This window comes from Bacillus sp. ABR (genome assembly GCF_056172715.1).
This window is the reverse complement of the sequence record NZ_JAOYSL010000009.1, coordinates 1-18,192: the sequence shown is the minus strand read 5'-3', so window position 1 is coordinate 18,192 and position 18,192 is coordinate 1. Positions and strand designations below refer to the sequence as shown.

The window sequence follows — 18,192 nt, the reverse complement described above, 5'->3', positions numbered from 1 at the left end:
TTACCGCTTCAGAAGCGACTAGAACATCTTATCACATCAAAGTTGTTAGTGTCAACAACTTTTTTGTTAGTATGTTTTTTCGTTTCTTCGTCATCAGCGACGTATACTAATTTACCATCCTACCGAATCAAAGTCAACAATATTTTTCATTAAATAATAAACTTTTCAATTACAATTAAAGCTGCTACGCCTGGAATACCCAATAAACCACTAATTCCACTCGTTACAGGATTAATAGAGACATGTAATCCTAGACTCTCGCCAAATAGGTTGAGGCAAAATAAAAAAAGAGCGCCTGCCACAAACTTCACTCCGATAAGCCCTAACCATTTGAATGGATTCGCCTGCACACCTGACATAAACAACAATAGCACAGCCAGCAAAATTGACCCAATCACAATAACAGGTTCCATAATCCTCTCATCCCCTCTTCATATGAATAGTACAAGCATATGAGAAGATTATGTACAATAGACCTGCTATTTCCAGTTGTTTAGACGTAAATTCCTCTTTTTCGCTTCTCTCAGATAGAAAAAGTACTTCGCTTGAGCAAGCTTTAATTCGAATAGAATGTCCGGTGAAGGCTCAACGCTATTTGCGACAAGCTTTTTTTGTCTGTTCCATTCTTCTTTTTGCTTAAAAAGCTGTTGAATTAATTTCTCATCGAATTCTTTTCGAATTGATTTTCTGCGAAGAAAACCCATGTACCGTACTTCTCCTTCCTACATCTCACGTCTGCCTTCTAGAGCCTTAGACAGTGTGACTTCATCCGCATACTCTAAATCTCCGCCTACTGGAAGTCCGTGAGCAATGCGAGAGAGTTTAATTCCTGATGGTTTTAACAATCTGGAGATATACATGGCTGTTGCTTCTCCTTCAATGTTTGGATTGGTTGCAAGGATCACCTCTGTCACTTGATCGTCTTGCAGTCTTTTTAATAGGTCAGGAATTTTAATATCCTCTGGACCAATTCCGTCCATTGGCGAAATGGCACCATGAAGCACATGATATAAGCCGTTGTATTCTTTCATTTTTTCCATTGCGATTACATCTTTTGGATCCTGCACTACACAGATAACAGATTGATCTCTTCTTGTATCTTCACAAATATAGCAAGGATCTTGGTCTGTAATATGACCGCATACAGAACAATAAGTTAAATTACGCTTTGCATTTACAAGCGCCTTCGCAAAATCTAGTACGACATCTTCCTGCATACTAAGAACAAAAAAAGCCAGACGGACCGCAGTTTTTGGTCCGATTCCTGGCAATTTCATAAAGCTGTCAATCAGCTTTGATATTGGTTCAGGATATTGCATCTTCAGTTATTCCTCCTAGAATAAACCTGGCATGTTCATTCCTTTTGTGAATTGACCCATCGTTTCATTCGTTAGCTCATCGACTTTTTTCAATGCATCGTTTGTCGCAGCAAGAACAAGATCTTGAAGCATATCGATATCTTCTGGATCAACAACTTCTTCATTAATTGCTACATCAACGACTTCTTTTTGTCCATTTACTTTTACAGTGACCATACCGCCACCAGCTGTACCTTCAAGAACTTTTTCTGCAAGCTCTTCTTGAGCCTTTGCCATATCCTTTTGCATTTTTTGCATTTGTTTCATCATTTTTTGCATATTTCCCATTCCACCGCGCATATGAACACCACTCTCTTTCATTTTTATTAATCTTTAATTTCAATTAAATCGGTTCCTACTAATTTCTTTGCTTCCGCAATCAATGGATCCTCTTCAGTAGAAGTTCCCTGACCATCTGCTTGTTCATCCGGCTGATGATCTCTTAAAAATTCTTCTCTTATTTTACCCCATTGAGCGTCAGGAACGCCAACTAATTCCACTCTTTTTCCTAACATAGACTCTAGCAGTTGTTCAAGATTGGTTCGAACACCGCTTTTATCTTCAGCAACCATTTTACAATGTATTTCAAACTTGAATTTTAAAACAAAGGCATGCGAAGCAGCCGCAACTGGCTCACTGTCCGTTAATAACGCAGCGTGAGACACTTTATTCTGCTGTTTCAACTGGGCAAGGAGCTCTCCCCATTTGCCTTTAATTTTTTCTAACTCAGGCCGTTTCGCTTCTTTTAGAATCTCATGAATTCGGCCGACAGGAGCACGATAGCCATTTTTGTTACTCGTTTGTGGTCGAGGCGCTTCCTTTTTTTCTTGAGGGCTATGAGATGGAGACATTGGTACCCCTTCGGCTCTTAGCCTTGAGAGTTCCTGTTCCAGCCTGTTTATTTTATCTGTTAGCGCCGTTAAATCAGCGTCAGCATGACCTTGTGTCAATCCTGCTGTTGACTGACACAGCTTTACAACCGCTACCTCAAAGAAAATCCTAGGATGATTTGTCCATTTCATTTCTTGGTGGCTTTTATTCAGGACTTCAATTGTTTCATACAGAAACTGAGGTGTCACACGATCTGACAGTGCCACGAAACTTTCGTCGACCTTTACCTTTTCAAGGACACCCTCGAGATCTGGTGCCGTTTTATAAAGCAGCATATCTCTAAAGTAAAAAATCATATCCTCTATTAATTTAGCAGCATCTTTCCCCTGCTGAAGCAATTCATTTAATGTATCTAACGCTGTGGCAATATTTTGATCAAAAATTGCTTCAGCAAGCTGACTAATGAAATGCTGAGATACAGCACCTGTAATGAGCAGCGCATCATCAATTGTCAATTGTTCACCACTAAATGAGATCGCTTGATCTAAGAGACTTAGTGCATCACGCATACCGCCATCAGCTGCACTAGCAATAATCTCGAGCGAGCCCTCCTGTACGTTTAGGCCTTCTGCATCTACAATTTTCTCCATTCTTCCAACAATATCTTTGGTCGTGATTCGTTTAAAATCAAATCGCTGACAACGAGATATGATGGTAAGAGGAATCTTATGAGGCTCTGTGGTAGCCAAAATAAAGATACAATGAGCAGGCGGTTCTTCCAGCGTTTTAAGGAGGGCATTAAATGCACCGATAGAGAGCATATGTACTTCGTCTATAATATAAACCTTATATGTAACCGCCGAAGGAGCAAATTTCACTTTATCACGTATATCTCGGATTTCATCTACCCCGTTATTCGAGGCAGCATCTATTTCAATCACGTCTGAAATTGAACCATTTGTAATTCCTTTACAGGCATCACATTCATTACACGGCTCACTAACAGGTGACTTTTCACAGTTCACTGCCTTTGCAAAGATTTTGGCAGCACTTGTTTTACCTGTTCCTCTAGGACCTGAAAATAAGTAAGCATGAGAAAACTTTTTCTGCAAAAGGGCATTTTGCAACGTTTTTGTGATGTGTTCTTGTCCAACAACATCCTCAAAAACTTGAGGTCTGAACACTCGATATAAAGCTTGATAACTCACAAATACGCCCTCCTCCATTTATCATCCTTTTCATTATACATGATGCACCGATCAATTCAAAAGCACACCTTTATTTTCTAATATGCCAAAAAGATGATTTCAATTATAGAGTTTCTACTTTTCATGCATTAAAAACGTATTTTCTAGCTTTGTGAAAAGACCTGAAACCCCAAAAAGAACACCAGTTCCTGTTACAATTAGTGAAAAAAACAAATGGCGCCAAAAAGACTTTTTATCTATTTGTATAACTAAAGCAGTTGAGCTATCCTTTGAACAGCAACAAAAAACTCACCTAGATAAACTAGATGAGTTACATTTAATATTGATTTACCGTGCACCTTCTGTCGATTCGCTACCCCAAGCGTTACTTAAACAGTTAGCTCGGCCCAGGCAACCCTGCGGCACATGAGAGGTTTCACTTAATGCTGCTTCCTTCCGGACCTGACATGGTTCATGAATTCCCATTGCGCAGGACCCAGACGTCAACACCACTTATTTAAGGCAGACCTTGAAGTAAACGAACCTCGAGAAGGGATTCGGCCTCGCTAGAGCGGATTGCGAGTACAGGGCACCGCTACCTCCCCGCTTAGCACGGCAAAATGAATATTAAATTGTTAGTGACGCAGACATAAGTATACCTTCTTATAGCTCAAATTGCAAACGACATCCATTCATTTACTTTTGGCTTGTTTCTTTCGCTGACGGAGGTTTCGGAAGAACTGACTTAACAGCTCACCACACTCATTTTCAAGTACACCACCGATGACCTCAGACTGATGATTAAACCGTTCATCATCCAATAAATTCATTAAAGTACCTGCACATCCACCTTTTGGATCGTATGCACCAAAAACAACCTTTTTCACTCTAGAAAGAACAATAGCACCTGCACACATTGGGCATGGTTCAAGCGTAACGTAAAGAACAGCATCTTCTAAACGCCAGCTCCCTGTCGCTTTACATGCTTCATCAATAGCAAGTAATTCTGCATGTGCAATTGAACGCTGCTCACTTTCCCTTAAATTATGAGCCCGGCTCACGATTTGGTCATCAACAACTATGATGGCACCAATCGGCACTTCTCCTATTTGTTCTGCTTTTAAGGCTTCGGAAATGGCTTCTTGCATAAACTGTTCATCTTTCGTCATGGCACGGCTCTCTTTTCATGTTTTTTAAAAGGAAATTGAGGTTAACATATTATCACAATCTTTTAAAGGGGGTCTTAATTTGTCAAAGCACCAAAAGGCGCTGCTTATTATCGATATGATTAATAATTTTGATTTTGAAATGGGACATGTGCTTGCAGAAAAAACAGAGCAAATGACCAATAAAATTTTAGCTCTTAAAGAACATGCTTTCAAGGAAAATTGGCCAATCATTTATATCAACGATCACTACGGACTTTGGAAGGCTGATATCCAAGCTGTTCTGGAAACATGCAAAAACGAAAGAAGCGCTCCTATTTTAGAGAAAATGACACCATCTAAAGATAATTACTTCTTAATTAAACCTAAGCATTCTGCCTTCTACGGTACTGCACTAGAGACACTCTTAAATGAATTAGGTGTTGAGGACATTATTCTAACTGGAATTGCCGGGAACATATGCGTTTTGTTCACTGCAAATGACGCGTACATGCGAGAATACAATCTAATTGTACCTAAAGATTGTATCGCTTCAAACGACGACAGGGATAACGACTACGCTTTAACGATGATGGAGAACGTCCTTCTAGCAAAAATCACCACCGCTAAGGAAATCACGAATGAAAATCAAACATGATTTAGCCATAACCCTCATAAATTGTTAGCAATAACAAAGGGGGCGTTGACTATTCAAATTTATGTTGTCAAAAGAGGAGATACTTTAAACGATATTGCCATGCGTTTTAAAACGACAGTCAATGAAATCATCCGTACTAACGAAATCGAAACACCAAATCAACTCGTCATTGGACAAACAATTGTCATTCCAATTAGAGGTCAATTTTATGAGGTCAAACAAAATGACACACTATATCAAATTGGTAGACGGTTTCAAATCTCAGTGGAAGAGTTGGCACGTGTGAACAGAATTCGACCTGAAGCGATACTACCTATTCGCTTCTTGCTCTATATTCCACAAAGACCGAAAAGGAACATTAATTCCAATGCTTATATTGAACCACGTGGAAATCAAGTCAGTGAAAACTTAAAGCAGGCAGCCAGAGAGGCCTCCCCATACTTAACCCATTTAGACGTCTTTAGTTTTCAAGCACAAAGAGATGGGACGCTACGAGAATCACCTTTAGACCAACTACCCCAGATTGCCGCTCAGAACAGAACTGTATTAACCATGGTGGTGACGAATCTAGAGAATGAAAAATTCAGTGATGAACTTGGCCGTATTCTTTTAACTAATCAATCTGTCAAAACGGCATTTTTAAATGAAATTGTTCGTGTTGCCAAGAAGTATCAATTCAAGGAAATCCATTTTGATTTTGAATATTTACGCCCTGTTGATAAAGATGCTTATATTCAATTTTTAAGAGAGGCAACAGCTCGTTTCCATCAAGAAGGATGGACAATATCTGTTGCACTTGCACCAAAAACAAGTAGTCAGCAAAAGGGCAAATGGTATGAAGCCCATGACTATGAAGCGATCGGTAAGATCGTCGATCATGTTGTGTTGATGACCTATGAATGGGGATACAGCGGCGGCCCTGCACAAGCTGTCTCTCCAATTGGACCTGTCCGCCAAGTCATTGAATATGCACTAACTGTCATACCAGCCAATAAAATTGTAATGGGACAGAATTTATATGGCTATGATTGGACACTTCCTTTCGTCCAGGGCGGCCCGATCGCCAAAGCCGTCAGTCCTCAACAAGCAATTGCACTTGCTAGACAGCACAATGTCTCTATCCTATACGACGAAACAGCACAAGCACCTCATTTTCGTTATACAGATGCCAATAACAAAGAGCATGAAGTCTGGTTCGAAGACGCTAGGTCGATTCAAGCAAAATTCAACCTCATTAAAGAGCTAAATTTGAACGGAATCGCTTATTGGAAATTAGGTCTATCTTTCCCACAAAATTGGCTCTTATTATCAGATCAATTTAATATTGAAAAAAGAACGACATCGTAATCCATTCACTCTATCTATTAGAAGGGGTATGGTACAATATACATTGGTTTGACAACTTTAACTTTATAGATAGAGGAGAACGCCTATGTATCCTGCCCCTTTTATTGCAGTGGAAGGCCCAATTGGAGCCGGAAAAACAACTTTGGCTACAATGCTTGCAAAGGAATTTCAATTTCCTTTAGTAAAAGAGATTGTAGAAGAAAATCCATTCTTAGATAAATTTTATGAAGATATGGAACAATGGAGCTTTCAGCTTGAGATGTTCTTTTTATGCAATCGGTTCAAACAGTTAGAATTAATTGAAGAAAACTATGTGAATAAACAGCAGCCGGTTGTCACTGATTATCATGTCTATAAAAATATGATATTTGCAGAAAGAACATTATCAAAAAAGCACATGGATAAATACAGAAAGATCTATCACCTGCTAACAGATGATCTTCCTAAACCAAATGCCATGATCTATATAAAAGCCAGCCTTCCAACCTTACTTGAAAGAATACAGATGAGAGGACGCTCTTTTGAAGAAGACATTGACCCAGCTTATTTAAAAACACTCATTGAAGATTATGAGCTGGCCATTGAACATTTAAAACAGACTGAGCCAGGGCTTCCTATCATTACAATTGAAGGAGATCATACAGACTTCGTTTCCTCACAGCAAGATTACCAGCAAATTGTACAGAACATAAAGGAGCAAGTGCTATGAACAAGATCGAAATACCAAAGGACGCAGTCATCACAATTGCCGGGACTGTTGGTGTCGGCAAATCCACTATGACCAAAACAATAGCAGACAAGCTAGGGTTTCAAACGTCTCTTGAAAAAGTAGATGATAACCCATATTTAGAGCCTTTTTATTCAGATTTCCAAAGATGGAGCTTCCACTTACAGGTCTATTTCCTGGCTGAGCGTTTTAAGGAGCAAAAGCGGATTTTTGAATCTGGCGGAGGATATGTACAAGATCGTTCCATTTATGAGGACACTGGCATTTTTGCAAAAATGCATGCGGACAAAGGTACGATGTCTGAGGTCGATTATGAAACATATACAAGCCTATTTGAGGCGATGGTGATGACACCTTACTTCCCTCACCCTGATGTCCTCATCTATCTGCACGGGGATTTAGATCATATTTTACATCGTATTGAAGAACGCGGCAGAGAAATGGAAACTCAAACTGACCGGGCTTATTGGGAAGAAATGTACACTCGATACACAGAGTGGATCGAACAATTTGATTTATGCCCAGTGATTAAAATTAATATTGAAGATTACGACCTACTTCATGATGAAAGTTCACTTGATCCCATTCTTCATGAAATAGCTTCTGTTATTCAAAAAAATCGCTCTAAAACAAAATAAAAAAACCGCTGCATTCGCGAAATGCAGCGGTTTGACAATTTCCAATTTTTATGCTTGCGTTTAATTCAACTAAGGTAAAAAATCAATATGGCGGAGGAAGAGGGATTCGAACCCCCGCGGGCTTTGACACCCCTGTCGGTTTTCAAGACCGATCCCTTCAGCCGGACTTGGGTATTCCTCCGTATCGACAAGAATTAATATACCATATCATTTTATTTGAAGTCAACATCTTTTCGAAAAAAATTTCAATTTGTGATTTCGGCATGATATTTGCCTATAAAAAAGCAGCCATTGATGGCTGCTCCAGATTGTTGACAAAGGGCTAAAATGATTTTGATTTTAGCCCTTTGTCTTCTTTTCAGCGTGATAGAAAACCTTTGCAGTCTAGGAAGGGCGAGCACCGGAGCGGAGCGAATTTGACATTCGTGAGCACCGAAGCGCAGACCTGACACCGAATGCGAGGGTTTGTCTACACGCTGAAGCAGCCATTGATGGCTGCTCTTGATCTATTTCGTATCCTGCCTCATTTCTTCAATAAACTGATTCATCTCTACTTTAAACTCATTTAATGATTCGATAATCTTCGTAAAGTCTGTCACTTGTTCGGCTTGTTCATTTGTTGAGCTGCTGATTTGTGAGATGTTTTCAGACAAAGTGCCAATGCTGTCTTGGATTTCTTTTAAAAATGTATTAATGGTTTCAGCGGCTTCCTTCGAGCCATCTGATAATTTACGCACTTCATCAGCCACGACAGCGAACCCTTTTCCATTCTCACCTGCTCTTGCGGCTTCAATTGCAGCATTTAAACCTAGCAGATTTGTTTGTCTAGCGATTCCGCCAATGGTTTTGACGACTTCTTCAATATTCGCAGATTTCTCTTCCGCTCTTCCTGCCTGTTCGCTTATTTCTAAACTTGTGGCAGCCAGCTCTTGTGAATGTGCAGCAATTTGCTCAATTCCACCTTGGAGTTCTTTCGCTACTTTATTGATTTGCTCCATATAACCGCTTAATTTTTTTTCACGATGATATGTAAATGCCACTAAAAAAGAGCCAATTACTTTTCTATCTTCATCAAAAATCGGGTAACCTTTTACAGCAACTTCATAACCATATAGTGATTCTGGTAAGTAACCGTCATATTCTTGTCCTCTTAATGTCGTCGCCACATTTTGGTCTTCTGGGTTCAATGGGTCCCCAACTTTCATACCAAAATCTATTGTGTTAGACGGGTAATAACAAAGTACCTTCTCTGTATCCGTGATACCGAAAAGAATACTTTCATCTAGTACCTTTCTAAGTAATTGAGCCATTTCAACATAATAGTCAAGCCTATTCAAGATTATTCCTTCTTTCCTAGAAGCTTTTACTCTTTTTATCGGCTAAATTCAGGAAAACTGTAGGACTTTTGGTAAAAAGAATAAGATGCCTTGGCGGCATCTTATTTCATCACTTCTTTATTTCCCATGTAAGGACGCAGCACTTCAGGAATGATTACTGTTCCATCCTCTTGTTGATAGTTTTCTAAAATAGCCGCTACGGTTCTTCCTACCGCTAATCCAGATCCATTTAATGTGTGGACATGTTCTGGCTTCGCTTTAGGCTCCGGACGGAAACGAATGTTTGCACGTCTTGCTTGGAATGCTTCGAAGTTACTGCAAGAAGAAATTTCACGGTACGTATTCTGGCTCGGAATCCATACTTCGATATCGTATTTCTTTGCAGCTGTGAAGCCTAAATCTCCCGTACACATGCTCATGACACGGTATGGCAGGTTCAATAGCTGAAGCACTTTTTCTGCTTGATTTGTTAATTTCTCTAATTCTTCATAAGAATCTTCTGGTCTAACAAATTTCACGAGCTCTACTTTGTTAAATTGATGCTGACGGATAAGTCCACGTGTATCTCTGCCGGCAGATCCAGCTTCTGATCTGAAGCAAGCACTGAATGCTGCATAGTTGATTGGCAGTTGTTCACCATCGAGAATTTCGTCACGATGCATGTTGGTAATCGGCACTTCGGCTGTTGGAATGAGGAAGTAATCTTCTTCGCGAATTTTAAAGGCATCCTCTTCGAATTTTGGAAGCTGACCAGTTCCTGTCATGCTCGCTCTGTTGACCATATAAGGTGGAAGCACTTCAGTAAAACCAAACTCATCCACATGTAAATCAAGCATAAAATTATACAATGCGCGCTCTAAGCGTGCGCCAAGCCCTTTATAAAAAACGAAACGGCTTCCTGTCACTTTTCCTGCACGTTCAAAATCAAGGATATTTAGCTCATCAGCTACGTCCCAATGTGGTTTTGGTTCAAATGAGAAGGCTGGCTGTTCGCCCCATTTTCTCACTTCCACGTTGTCGTCTTCTGTTTCACCAACTGGTACAGAGTCATGAGGGATATTTGGAATTGAGAACAATATGTGCTGCAGGCTTTCTTCTACTGTTCTTAGCTCGTCATCCAGCTTCTTGATCTCATCTCCTACCTCTCGCATTTCTTGAATAATGTGATCGGCATCTTTCTTTTCTCTTTTTAGAACGGCTACTTGTTGTGATACTTCATTTCTTCGGCTCTTTAATTCTTCTGTTTTCCCGATTAATTCTCTTCTTTTTTGATCTAGCTCACCAAACTTATCAAAATCCGCTAAATCTTCGCCTCGGTGTGCTAATTTTTCTTTGATTTGATCAAAGTCCGTGCGCAGTTGTTTAATATCCAGCATGTATAACACTCCTTTTTTATCGAAAAATAAAAAGAGCCCTCATCCCATGAAAGGGACGAGAGCTCTCGCGTTGCCACCCTGATTGAAAACATGCAGAAGCATGCTTCCCTCTTTCCTCTGTAACGGTATCACCGTAAATGCTTACTTCTCTTGTTTCAGCATTTCGCTCAAGGATGGATTCAGAATGCATCTTTCACCGATTCTCACCAACCATCGGCTCTCTGAGAAAGAGGGGCTTCTTACTATTTCCCGTCAACGCTTTTTCGATCTTTGATTGTGTTTTTAATGTACTATAAGTTTTATCTCTTTTCAACCGTTTTATACAGCAAGCTTCGTTTTGTAGGACTTCACCATATCAACAAACAGCTGCGTTAACCGGTGATCGTCTGTCAGCTCTGGATGAAAAGAGCAGCCTAGGATATTGTTTTCCTTCGCCATCACAATCCTGCCATCATATTCGGCCATGATTTCTACGCTATCATCTGCGCTGATGATATGAGGCGCACGGATGAACACCCCTGTAAACGGCGCATCCAGTCCTTTTACTTCTAAATCTGCTTCAAAGCTGTCTACCTGTCTGCCAAAAGAGTTCCGTGCAACAGATACATTTAACACTCCAAGATGAGCATCTTCTCGATCCTCGATATGCTTTGCCAGCATAATCAAACCGGCACATGTACCGAAAATCGGTTTCCCTTGAGCAGCGAACGCTTTGATCGGATCAATGAATTGGTACGTATCCATGAGTCTTCTCATCGTCGTACTTTCTCCACCAGGGATAATCAAACCGTCAACGGATTCTAGCTCTTCTACTCGTTTGATGATCTTTCCTTCTGCTCCGCAGGCTTCAATTGATTGAATATGCTCTCTCACCGCTCCTTGAAGCCCTAGTACACCAATTGTCAGCATGTTCGTTTGCGCTCCCTTAATTACCAGCCACGCTCTTGCATACGTTCTTCTGGCAGTAGATTTGAAATTTCAATTCCTTTCATAGCTGTTCCAAGCTCTTTTGAAAGTTCTGCAATGAGACGATAATCAGTGTAATGAGTTGTTGCTTCAACAATCGCTTTTGCGAATTTAGCTGGATTGTCTGATTTGAAGATACCAGATCCGACAAATACACCGTCTGCTCCAAGCTGCATCATTAACGCAGCATCTGCTGGTGTTGCAACGCCTCCAGCTGCAAAGTTCACAACTGGCAGCTTGCCATCTCTTTTGATTTGCAGCAATAATTCATAAGGCGCGCCAAGATTCTTGGCTTCTGTCATCAGTTCATCTTCACTCATGGCTGATACTTTACGAATCTGAGCATTAACCTTTCTCATATGACGAACAGCTTCTACAATGTTGCCTGTCCCAGGTTCTCCTTTTGTACGAAGCATAGAAGCGCCTTCTGCGATACGGCGGGTTGCCTCACCTAAGTCGCGGCATCCACAGACAAAAGGTACTGTGTATTCATTTTTATTTAAATGGAATTCTTCATCTGCGGGCGTCAGCACTTCACTCTCATCGATATAATCAACACCAAGTGCTTCAAGAACACGAGCCTCGACGATGTGGCCGATACGTGCTTTTGCCATGACTGGAATCGTTACGGCATTTTGTACTTCCTCTACGATTCTTGGGTCTGCCATACGGGCAACACCGCCTGCTGCACGGATATCAGCTGGTACTCGTTCTAGTGCCATGACTGCCACCGCACCTGCTTCTTCTGCAATTTTTGCCTGCTCCGCATTGACGACATCCATGATGACGCCACCCTTTTGCATTTCTGCCATTCCACGTTTCACTCGTTCAGTTCCCTTATTGCTCACAATAGTTTCCTCCCATTTGTCTATTCGATTCATTCAACATCTTTATCATACAAGCGAGAAAGTATAACAATAAAGAGAATAGTATAACAATTCAAACAGCCGATAAAAAAGAATAAATCCTTGTATATAAAGGGTTTCCAGCTAAAAACATGTCATTTTCTCTTTCAAGTGTGATTTACATGCTATAATGCAACTATAACAATTAAAATTCATGTATAACAATGTTGCATTATATGGAGGGGTTTCATGCATATTGATATCCATCGACACTCTGATACATCTCTTTCAAATCAAATTTACTTTTCAATCATTGACCACATTCAATCAGGTTTGCTTCAGCAAGGAGAAAAGCTGCCAACTGTACGTGATTTAGCCAAGCAGCTCAATGTGAGTCTTGTCACGGCAGCAAAGGCATACACCCGATTAAAGGATGACGGATATTTAAAGACGGTGCAAGGTAAAGGAACCTTTGTGGATGAGCAGCAAGAGCAGGCAGAGATTCCGGTTCCATCATCTACTTCTTTCGATTGGCAGTTGTCGATTCCAGATTATTTACCACGGTCTCAATTCGCTCAGTATCACTATGTCGAAGAAGCCATTAACCTTTCTTCCTCTATGATCGATCCAGGGCTTTTGCCCAACCGGTATTTAGAAAAAGAGATGCAGCATGTACTAGCCAGGCATCCCCAAATCATGTCGAAGTATGGTGAGATACAAGGTGACCTTCAGCTGCGACAAGTCATTCAATCATTTTTAGAAAAGTTGGATGTGCCGTCTACACCTGAAAATATCCTAGTAACAAGTGGTTCTCAGCAAGGGCTTGATTTGGTGGCACGTACGTTTATTGGGCCGGATGATGTGGTGGTCATGGAAGCACCGACATACCCCGGAGCCATTGATGTCTTTATGGGCAGAGGAGCAAGAATCATTACTGTCCCTGTCGATCATGAAGGGATGAACATGAAACAGCTTCAAAGCATTTGTGATAAATATAAACCGAAACTCATCTATACGATTCCTACTTTCCACAGTCCAACAGGGGCCAGTATGTCGATGAAGCGTAGAAAACAGCTTCTCTTACTGGCTCAAAGCATTGATTGTCTCATTGTAGAAGATGACCCTTATCGTGAGCTTTATTTTGAAAAGAAGCCGCCAGCACCTATTAAAAGCTTGGATCATGATGGACACGTCATTTATTTACGAGGATTAAGTAAAACACTGGCTCCAGGATGCAGAATCGGGATTATCACAGCCTCAGGATCGATATTTAACCGTTTATTAGCTGCAAAGGCCAATAATGACTTAGGCAGCCCTCTCCTCACACAAAAGGCCATATTGCCGTTTCTGACATCGAAGAAAATGATTGATCATACGAAGAAGCTAAGAACCGCCTTGAAAGTGAGACGCGATTTGATGATGGATGTGTTAACGAAACACGCACCGAAAGATGTAACGTGGCAAATTCCACAGGGCGGGCTCAATTTATGGCTTAGCTTTCCTTCCTGGGTCGATACACGAGCACTGTTGCATGAGGCACGTAAGCAGCAAATCACCTTTCTGCCTGGCTCTGTCTGCTATCCTGGAGAGCCGAAGCAGAATTATATCCGCCTCAGCTTTTCCTATGTGAATGAAAAAGCACTGACCGAAGGTGTGGAAAAGTTATGTGATATTTTTCAGCAAGCTTTATCCACTCCTCAAAATCAGAAGCAATCGCTCTTCTTTTAACGATAAAAAAACTGCTCTCATGAATAGAGAGCAGTTTTTTATTAGAACCAACCTTTTACTGTGTCAACGATTCCGCCCCAAATGCCAGCGAAGAAACCACCTACACCGCGCATTGCAAGGATGAACCAGTTTGCTTTTTCATCGCCTGTTTTCGTCACAAGCTCAACACCTGATTGGTCTTTATTTAAATAGCCGTAGTCCTTCTCATCACCAGAATAAGAAGTCGTCAGCATGCCAACCTTCGTTCCTTTTTTAATAGGAGCTTCTAGGTTCTTTTTCTCGATATTTACTTTTGCTTTATAGCTCTTTTCGTCACCATTTTTTACTGGCACAGAAAATGCTTCTTTCGTCACAACAGGTACTTCTTTATCTTTGCCTTTATCAACTTCGATGTTTTCATGTCCTTTGATTTGTTGACCTTTTTTGTACATTTCTTTCATCGTGAAGTTTTTAAACGCATAGTCGAACAGTTTTTTCGCCACGTCGAAACGTGCTGTATGAAGATTACCTTTTGCATTTAGGATGACGGCAATGACGCGCATGTCACCTTGTTTTGCCGTACCTGTGAAGCTAGAACCGGCTGAATCTGTAGATCCTGTTTTCAGACCGTCTACACCTTTATATTCCTTCACAAGTCCTTTAAGCATGAAGTTCCAGTTAGGCATGTCCATTTCATCGTCAGTGCCTTCTCTGAACTTCGTTTTCGCAATACTTGCTGTTTCAAGAATTTCTGGATGGTCTTTGATGAGATGCTGTGCAAGCAATGCCATATCTTTTGCGGATACTTCACTTTCTTCATCAGGACCTGTCCCTTTTGGCTGTTGGCCATGTAAGTCTTTATTTTCCAGACCAGTTGCATTCACGAATTTGTAGTTTGTTAAACCAAGTTCTTTTGCTTTTGCGTTCATTTTTTCAACAAACTTCGATTCTGATCCAGCGATCACTTCTGCTAAACCAATCGCTGCTGCATTTGCCGAATAAATAGCCGTTGCTTGATAAAGTTCTTTTACTGTATACGAACCATCTTTTCTCAAAGGAACGTTAGATAAACTGCGGTCCTGAGAAATTTCGTATACATAATCATCTGGCGTATACTTTTGATCCCATTTCACTTTACCTTCAGCAATCGCCTCTAGTAATAGATACTCGGTCATCATTTTTGCCATACTTGCAATAGGCAGTCTTTGATCTGCGTTTTTACTATAAAGAATTTTACCTGTAGAAGCTTCAATAAGGATCGCTGCTTTCGCATTCACACTGAATGGATCTTCAGCAGCCTTTGCTTTGGACATTGGTGTAAATGCTGTAACAATCAATGCCAATGCAAGGATAGAGACCATAAGCTGTTTCAACATCTTGCTGTTCAATCGTCATACCTCCGTATTCATCTTTTTTCGACGTTTTTCATATATATGTAATCCACAAGGGCTTATTTCAACACAACAGTATAAATTTTATCACAATAAAGACAAAAAAAATAGACAGAGTCATAGACCCTGTCAAATGTAATTTGATTGTCACAATTTATCAAGAAATTGTGTAGTTTGGTGATTCTTTTGTAATTTGTACATCATGTGGATGACTCTCACGAAGTCCTGCACCCGTCATACGAATGAACTGTGCTTCTTCTCTAAGAGTGCGTAAATCCTGTGTTCCACAATAGCCCATACCAGAACGAATACCGCCAACTAGTTGATACACTGTATCAACGACTGGCCCTTTGTATGGTGTACGGCCTTCGATTCCTTCAGGAACGAACTTTTTATTATCTTCTTGGAAGTAACGATCTTTACTTCCTTTTTCCATTGCAGCAACAGAACCCATACCACGATAAACTTTGAAGCGTCTACCTTGGAAAATTTCTGTTTCTCCTGGGCTTTCAGATGTACCAGCTAGAAGGCTTCCCAGCATAACAGCATGTCCGCCAGATGCTAGTGCTTTCACGATATCACCTGAATATTTAATTCCACCATCTGCAATAATAGCTTTACCATGTTTTCTTGCTTCTGTTGCACAGTCATAGATCGCTGTGATTTGTGGTACACCAACACCTGCAACAACACGTGTTGTACAAATAGATCCTGGTCCGATACCGACTTTCACAATATCTGCTCCTGCTTCAAACAATGCTTTTGTTGCTTCAGCTGTTGCAACATTACCAGCAATGATGTTAAGAGAAGGATACGTTTCACGGATTTTCGATACAGTGTTTAGAACACCTTGAGAATGACCGTGTGCTGTATCAATGACAATAACATCCACATTGGCTTCGACTAATTTTTTCACACGTGTCATTGTATCGCCAGTGACACCAACAGCGGCACCAACAATTAAACGGCCATGTGCATCTTTAGAGGAGTTAGGGAATTCAATCACTTTTTCAATATCTTTGATTGTGATAAGACCTTTTAACGTTCCTTCGTCATCTAAGAGAGGTAATTTTTCAATCTTGTATTGCTGTAAGATTTTTTCAGCTTCTTCTAACGTTGTACCAACAGAAGCTGTCACAAGTTCCTCTTTTGTCATCACGTCGCTAATCTTCATTGAATAATCCGAAATAAAACGAAGGTCACGGTTCGTAATAATACCAACAAGCTTTTGGTCTTGTTCGTTGTTGACAATCGGCACACCTGAAATACGGTATTTACCCATTAAATGCTCTGCATCAAATACTTGATGCTCTGGTGTTAAGAAGAATGGATTTGTAATAACGCCGCGCTCTGAACGTTTTACTTTATCCACCTGTTCTGCTTGCTGTTCAATGGACATGTTCTTATGAATAATACCAAGACCACCTTGACGTGCCATTGCAATCGCCATTTGTGATTCCGTCACTGTATCCATTCCAGCACTGATAATTGGAATGTTTAGCTTTAATGTACTTGTTAGTTCCACTGATAAATCGACATCACGCGGAAGTACTTCAGACTTTGCTGGAACAAGCAAAACATCGTCAAACGTCAAACCTTCTTTTGAAAATTTACTTTCCCACATTAGTAAATCCCCCTCTTTTCGGCAAAATATTATATGTAGATTATCAACTAGCAAACAGCATGTCAAGGAAGCAACAAACAGTTGCAATTTTTAGAAAATATAAAGAGAGTTGAGGAAGAAGATGAAAAGTTCAGGATGGAAGGATTTAAAACGTTTTTACTCGCTAGAAACTTCCCAAAAGTTTCTATTTCAACAATATGAGAAACGGAACATTCCAGATGCAAATCAGCAAGCCTATAAAAACTGTGAACGATTTATTTACTTTCTAAAACATGGCCATACGTTTTATGAACAGGCTGCGAATGCACCTTTAGAACTTAAACCCATTTTATTGTTTTATGGAATGGCACAGCTATTAAAAGCATGTTTGCTGACAGTTGATCCCCATTATCCTTCTCAAACCTCTGTTTTAGCCCATGGCGTAACATCGAGAAAGAGAAAGAAACAGCATTACCGCTTTAGCGAAGATGAAGTGAAAATCCAAAGAAACGGGCTATGTATGCATGTGTTAAAGCATCTATTTCATTTAAAGGGTCTTGAAGATGAGCGATTTACAATGATCCATCTCCTGTCCAAAATACCTGAAATGAGTCATATTCTTGAGTTTCAAAAGCAGCCCGCGACATTAGTTAAAGTGGAAAAGGCGAATGGAATGATGATTCAAGATCATATTCCATTACTTTATAACATGTCTGCTGAACGCTTTATTGAATACTTTGAGTTCCATACAAGCTGGAAACTCAAACAGAGAGAGGCTAAGAAATTGACGTTTGATGTATTTCTTGAAGAAAACCCAGCACTCGCTACTCATCTTCATTATGATTTAGAAATGGATCAATGGTTTATACCGTCAACACGAGATGCTTTTCTAGGGATTCCTGAGATCATCAGCCATTACTTATTGATGTATAACCTTAGTATGATTGCCCGCTACGAAACAGAATGGTGGTACGAGCTGCTGTCTCAATACATTAGCGACGATTACGTCATGATTGAACGCTACATGGAGATTGCAGAAGAGAAGTTCCCAGCTTACATCATGATGCTGTTAGAAG

The 18,192-nt window shown here is 40.3% G+C and carries 17 protein-coding genes, 1 tRNA gene, 1 other RNA gene, 1 pseudogene and 1 other annotated feature; of the genes and pseudogenes, 6 read left to right on the top strand and 14 right to left on the bottom strand.

Features of this window, described 5'->3' with window-relative positions:
• Window positions 1-149: 149 nt before the first annotated feature.
• The 7 genes from OIT90_RS19210 to tadA form a co-directional block, all read right to left on the bottom strand.
• A complete protein-coding gene (locus tag OIT90_RS19210; protein WP_034284261.1) occupies window positions 150-413 on the bottom strand; it encodes a pro-sigmaK processing inhibitor BofA family protein in 264 nt (87 codons plus the stop codon).
• A 66-nt stretch (window positions 414-479) separates the two neighbouring features.
• Window positions 480-704, bottom strand: a complete 225-nt coding sequence (locus OIT90_RS19205; RefSeq protein WP_024425764.1) for a YaaL family protein — start codon at window positions 702-704, stop codon at window positions 480-482.
• 18 nt (window positions 705-722) lie between these two features.
• Window positions 723-1,319, bottom strand: coding sequence for a recombination protein RecR (gene recR, locus OIT90_RS19200; RefSeq protein WP_003218094.1), 597 nt, complete (start codon window positions 1,317-1,319; stop codon window positions 723-725).
• A gap of 15 nt (window positions 1,320-1,334) precedes the next feature.
• Window positions 1,335-1,658: a YbaB/EbfC family nucleoid-associated protein gene (locus OIT90_RS19195; protein WP_008342011.1), complete on the bottom strand. Its 324-nt coding sequence runs from the start codon at window positions 1,656-1,658 to the stop codon at window positions 1,335-1,337.
• Window positions 1,659-1,684: 26 nt separating this feature from the next.
• Window positions 1,685-3,397: a DNA polymerase III subunit gamma/tau gene (gene dnaX, locus OIT90_RS19190; RefSeq protein ID WP_064498738.1), complete on the bottom strand. Its 1,713-nt coding sequence runs from the start codon at window positions 3,395-3,397 to the stop codon at window positions 1,685-1,687.
• A gap of 330 nt (window positions 3,398-3,727) precedes the next feature.
• Window positions 3,728-3,992, bottom strand: an RNA gene (gene ffs, locus OIT90_RS19185) — signal recognition particle sRNA large type.
• A 76-nt stretch (window positions 3,993-4,068) separates the two neighbouring features.
• On the bottom strand, window positions 4,069-4,545 hold the full coding sequence (gene tadA, locus OIT90_RS19180) for a tRNA adenosine(34) deaminase TadA (protein WP_034284264.1): 477 nt from the start codon (window positions 4,543-4,545) through the stop codon (window positions 4,069-4,071).
• Between the two features lie 79 nt (window positions 4,546-4,624).
• Here tadA and OIT90_RS19175 point away from each other — a divergent pair, with 79 nt between their 5' ends.
• The 4 genes from OIT90_RS19175 to OIT90_RS19160 all read left to right on the top strand — a co-directional run bounded on the left by OIT90_RS19175 (window position 4,625) and on the right by OIT90_RS19160 (window position 7,891).
• Complete coding sequence (locus OIT90_RS19175) at window positions 4,625-5,179, top strand: cysteine hydrolase family protein (RefSeq protein WP_039175857.1); 555 nt, start codon at window positions 4,625-4,627, stop codon at window positions 5,177-5,179.
• Between the two features lie 99 nt (window positions 5,180-5,278).
• A complete protein-coding gene (locus tag OIT90_RS19170; protein WP_239690744.1) occupies window positions 5,279-6,526 on the top strand; it encodes a glycoside hydrolase family 18 protein in 1,248 nt (415 codons plus the stop codon).
• An 85-nt stretch (window positions 6,527-6,611) separates the two neighbouring features.
• On the top strand, window positions 6,612-7,235 hold the full coding sequence (locus OIT90_RS19165; protein WP_039175853.1) for a deoxynucleoside kinase: 624 nt from the start codon (window positions 6,612-6,614) through the stop codon (window positions 7,233-7,235).
• Window positions 7,232-7,891 carry a deoxynucleoside kinase gene (locus OIT90_RS19160; RefSeq protein ID WP_039175851.1) on the top strand — a complete coding sequence of 220 codons (660 nt, stop codon included), beginning with the start codon at window positions 7,232-7,234 and terminating at the stop codon, window positions 7,889-7,891. Before OIT90_RS19165 ends, OIT90_RS19160 begins: the two co-directional genes overlap by 4 nt.
• Window positions 7,892-7,979: 88 nt before the next feature.
• Here the strand turns inward: OIT90_RS19160 and OIT90_RS19155 are convergent.
• From OIT90_RS19155 to pdxS, 5 genes and pseudogenes are all read right to left on the bottom strand, one after another.
• Window positions 7,980-8,072 (bottom strand) — tRNA-Ser (locus OIT90_RS19155).
• Between the two features lie 325 nt (window positions 8,073-8,397).
• Window positions 8,398-8,733 (bottom strand): annotated as a pseudogene (locus tag OIT90_RS19150) (methyl-accepting chemotaxis protein); the annotation flags it as partial.
• A 596-nt stretch (window positions 8,734-9,329) separates the two neighbouring features.
• Window positions 9,330-10,604, bottom strand: a complete 1,275-nt coding sequence (serS, locus tag OIT90_RS19145; RefSeq protein WP_039175845.1) for a serine--tRNA ligase — start codon at window positions 10,602-10,604, stop codon at window positions 9,330-9,332.
• 48 nt (window positions 10,605-10,652) lie between these two features.
• Window positions 10,653-10,869: a binding site (T-box leader), on the bottom strand.
• 53 nt (window positions 10,870-10,922) lie between these two features.
• A complete protein-coding gene (pdxT, locus tag OIT90_RS19140; protein ID WP_059375792.1) occupies window positions 10,923-11,513 on the bottom strand; it encodes a pyridoxal 5'-phosphate synthase glutaminase subunit PdxT in 591 nt (196 codons plus the stop codon).
• A gap of 20 nt (window positions 11,514-11,533) precedes the next feature.
• The gene (gene pdxS, locus OIT90_RS19135; protein ID WP_039175840.1) at window positions 11,534-12,418 is read right to left on the bottom strand and encodes a pyridoxal 5'-phosphate synthase lyase subunit PdxS; all 885 of its coding nucleotides are present in this window, start codon (window positions 12,416-12,418) and stop codon (window positions 11,534-11,536) included.
• Between the two features lie 246 nt (window positions 12,419-12,664).
• On the opposite strand from pdxS, the gene pdxR reads away from it, so the two are divergent.
• Complete coding sequence (pdxR, locus tag OIT90_RS19130) at window positions 12,665-14,143, top strand: MocR-like pyridoxine biosynthesis transcription factor PdxR (protein WP_039175838.1); 1,479 nt, start codon at window positions 12,665-12,667, stop codon at window positions 14,141-14,143.
• Between the two features lie 41 nt (window positions 14,144-14,184).
• Here the strand turns inward: pdxR and OIT90_RS19125 are convergent, their stop codons facing one another.
• Window positions 14,185-15,510: a D-alanyl-D-alanine carboxypeptidase family protein gene (locus tag OIT90_RS19125; protein ID WP_024425754.1), complete on the bottom strand. Its 1,326-nt coding sequence runs from the start codon at window positions 15,508-15,510 to the stop codon at window positions 14,185-14,187.
• 160 nt (window positions 15,511-15,670) lie between these two features.
• On the bottom strand, window positions 15,671-17,137 hold the full coding sequence (gene guaB, locus OIT90_RS19120) for an IMP dehydrogenase (RefSeq protein WP_024426749.1): 1,467 nt from the start codon (window positions 17,135-17,137) through the stop codon (window positions 15,671-15,673).
• A gap of 121 nt (window positions 17,138-17,258) precedes the next feature.
• Between guaB and OIT90_RS19115 the strand changes: the two genes are divergently transcribed.
• On the top strand, window positions 17,259-18,192 hold a 934-nt coding region (locus OIT90_RS19115; protein WP_332607169.1), incomplete at its 3' end, for a YaaC family protein.

What these genes read in the sequence shown, in the direction of transcription:
- OIT90_RS19210 (WP_034284261.1), bottom strand. Translation starts at nt 413, where the DNA reads ATGGAACCTGTTATTGTGATTGGGTCAATTTTGCTGGCTGTGCTATTG.
- OIT90_RS19205 (WP_024425764.1), bottom strand. Translation starts at nt 704, where the DNA reads ATGGGTTTTCTTCGCAGAAAATCAATTCGAAAAGAATTCGATGAGAAA.
- recR (WP_003218094.1), bottom strand. Translation starts at nt 1,319, where the DNA reads ATGCAATATCCTGAACCAATATCAAAGCTGATTGACAGCTTTATGAAA.
- OIT90_RS19195 (WP_008342011.1), bottom strand. Translation starts at nt 1,658, where the DNA reads ATGCGCGGTGGAATGGGAAATATGCAAAAAATGATGAAACAAATGCAA.
- tadA (WP_034284264.1), bottom strand. Translation starts at nt 4,545, where the DNA reads ATGACGAAAGATGAACAGTTTATGCAAGAAGCCATTTCCGAAGCCTTA.
- OIT90_RS19170 (WP_239690744.1), top strand. Translation starts at nt 5,279, where the DNA reads ATGCGTTTTAAAACGACAGTCAATGAAATCATCCGTACTAACGAAATC.
- OIT90_RS19165 (WP_039175853.1), top strand. Translation starts at nt 6,612, where the DNA reads ATGTATCCTGCCCCTTTTATTGCAGTGGAAGGCCCAATTGGAGCCGGA.
- OIT90_RS19160 (WP_039175851.1), top strand. Translation starts at nt 7,232, where the DNA reads ATGAACAAGATCGAAATACCAAAGGACGCAGTCATCACAATTGCCGGG.
- serS (WP_039175845.1), bottom strand. Translation starts at nt 10,604, where the DNA reads ATGCTGGATATTAAACAACTGCGCACGGACTTTGATCAAATCAAAGAA.
- pdxT (WP_059375792.1), bottom strand. Translation starts at nt 11,513, where the DNA reads ATGCTGACAATTGGTGTACTAGGGCTTCAAGGAGCGGTGAGAGAGCAT.
- pdxR (WP_039175838.1), top strand. Translation starts at nt 12,665, where the DNA reads ATGCATATTGATATCCATCGACACTCTGATACATCTCTTTCAAATCAA.
- guaB (WP_024426749.1), bottom strand. Translation starts at nt 17,137, where the DNA reads ATGTGGGAAAGTAAATTTTCAAAAGAAGGTTTGACGTTTGACGATGTT.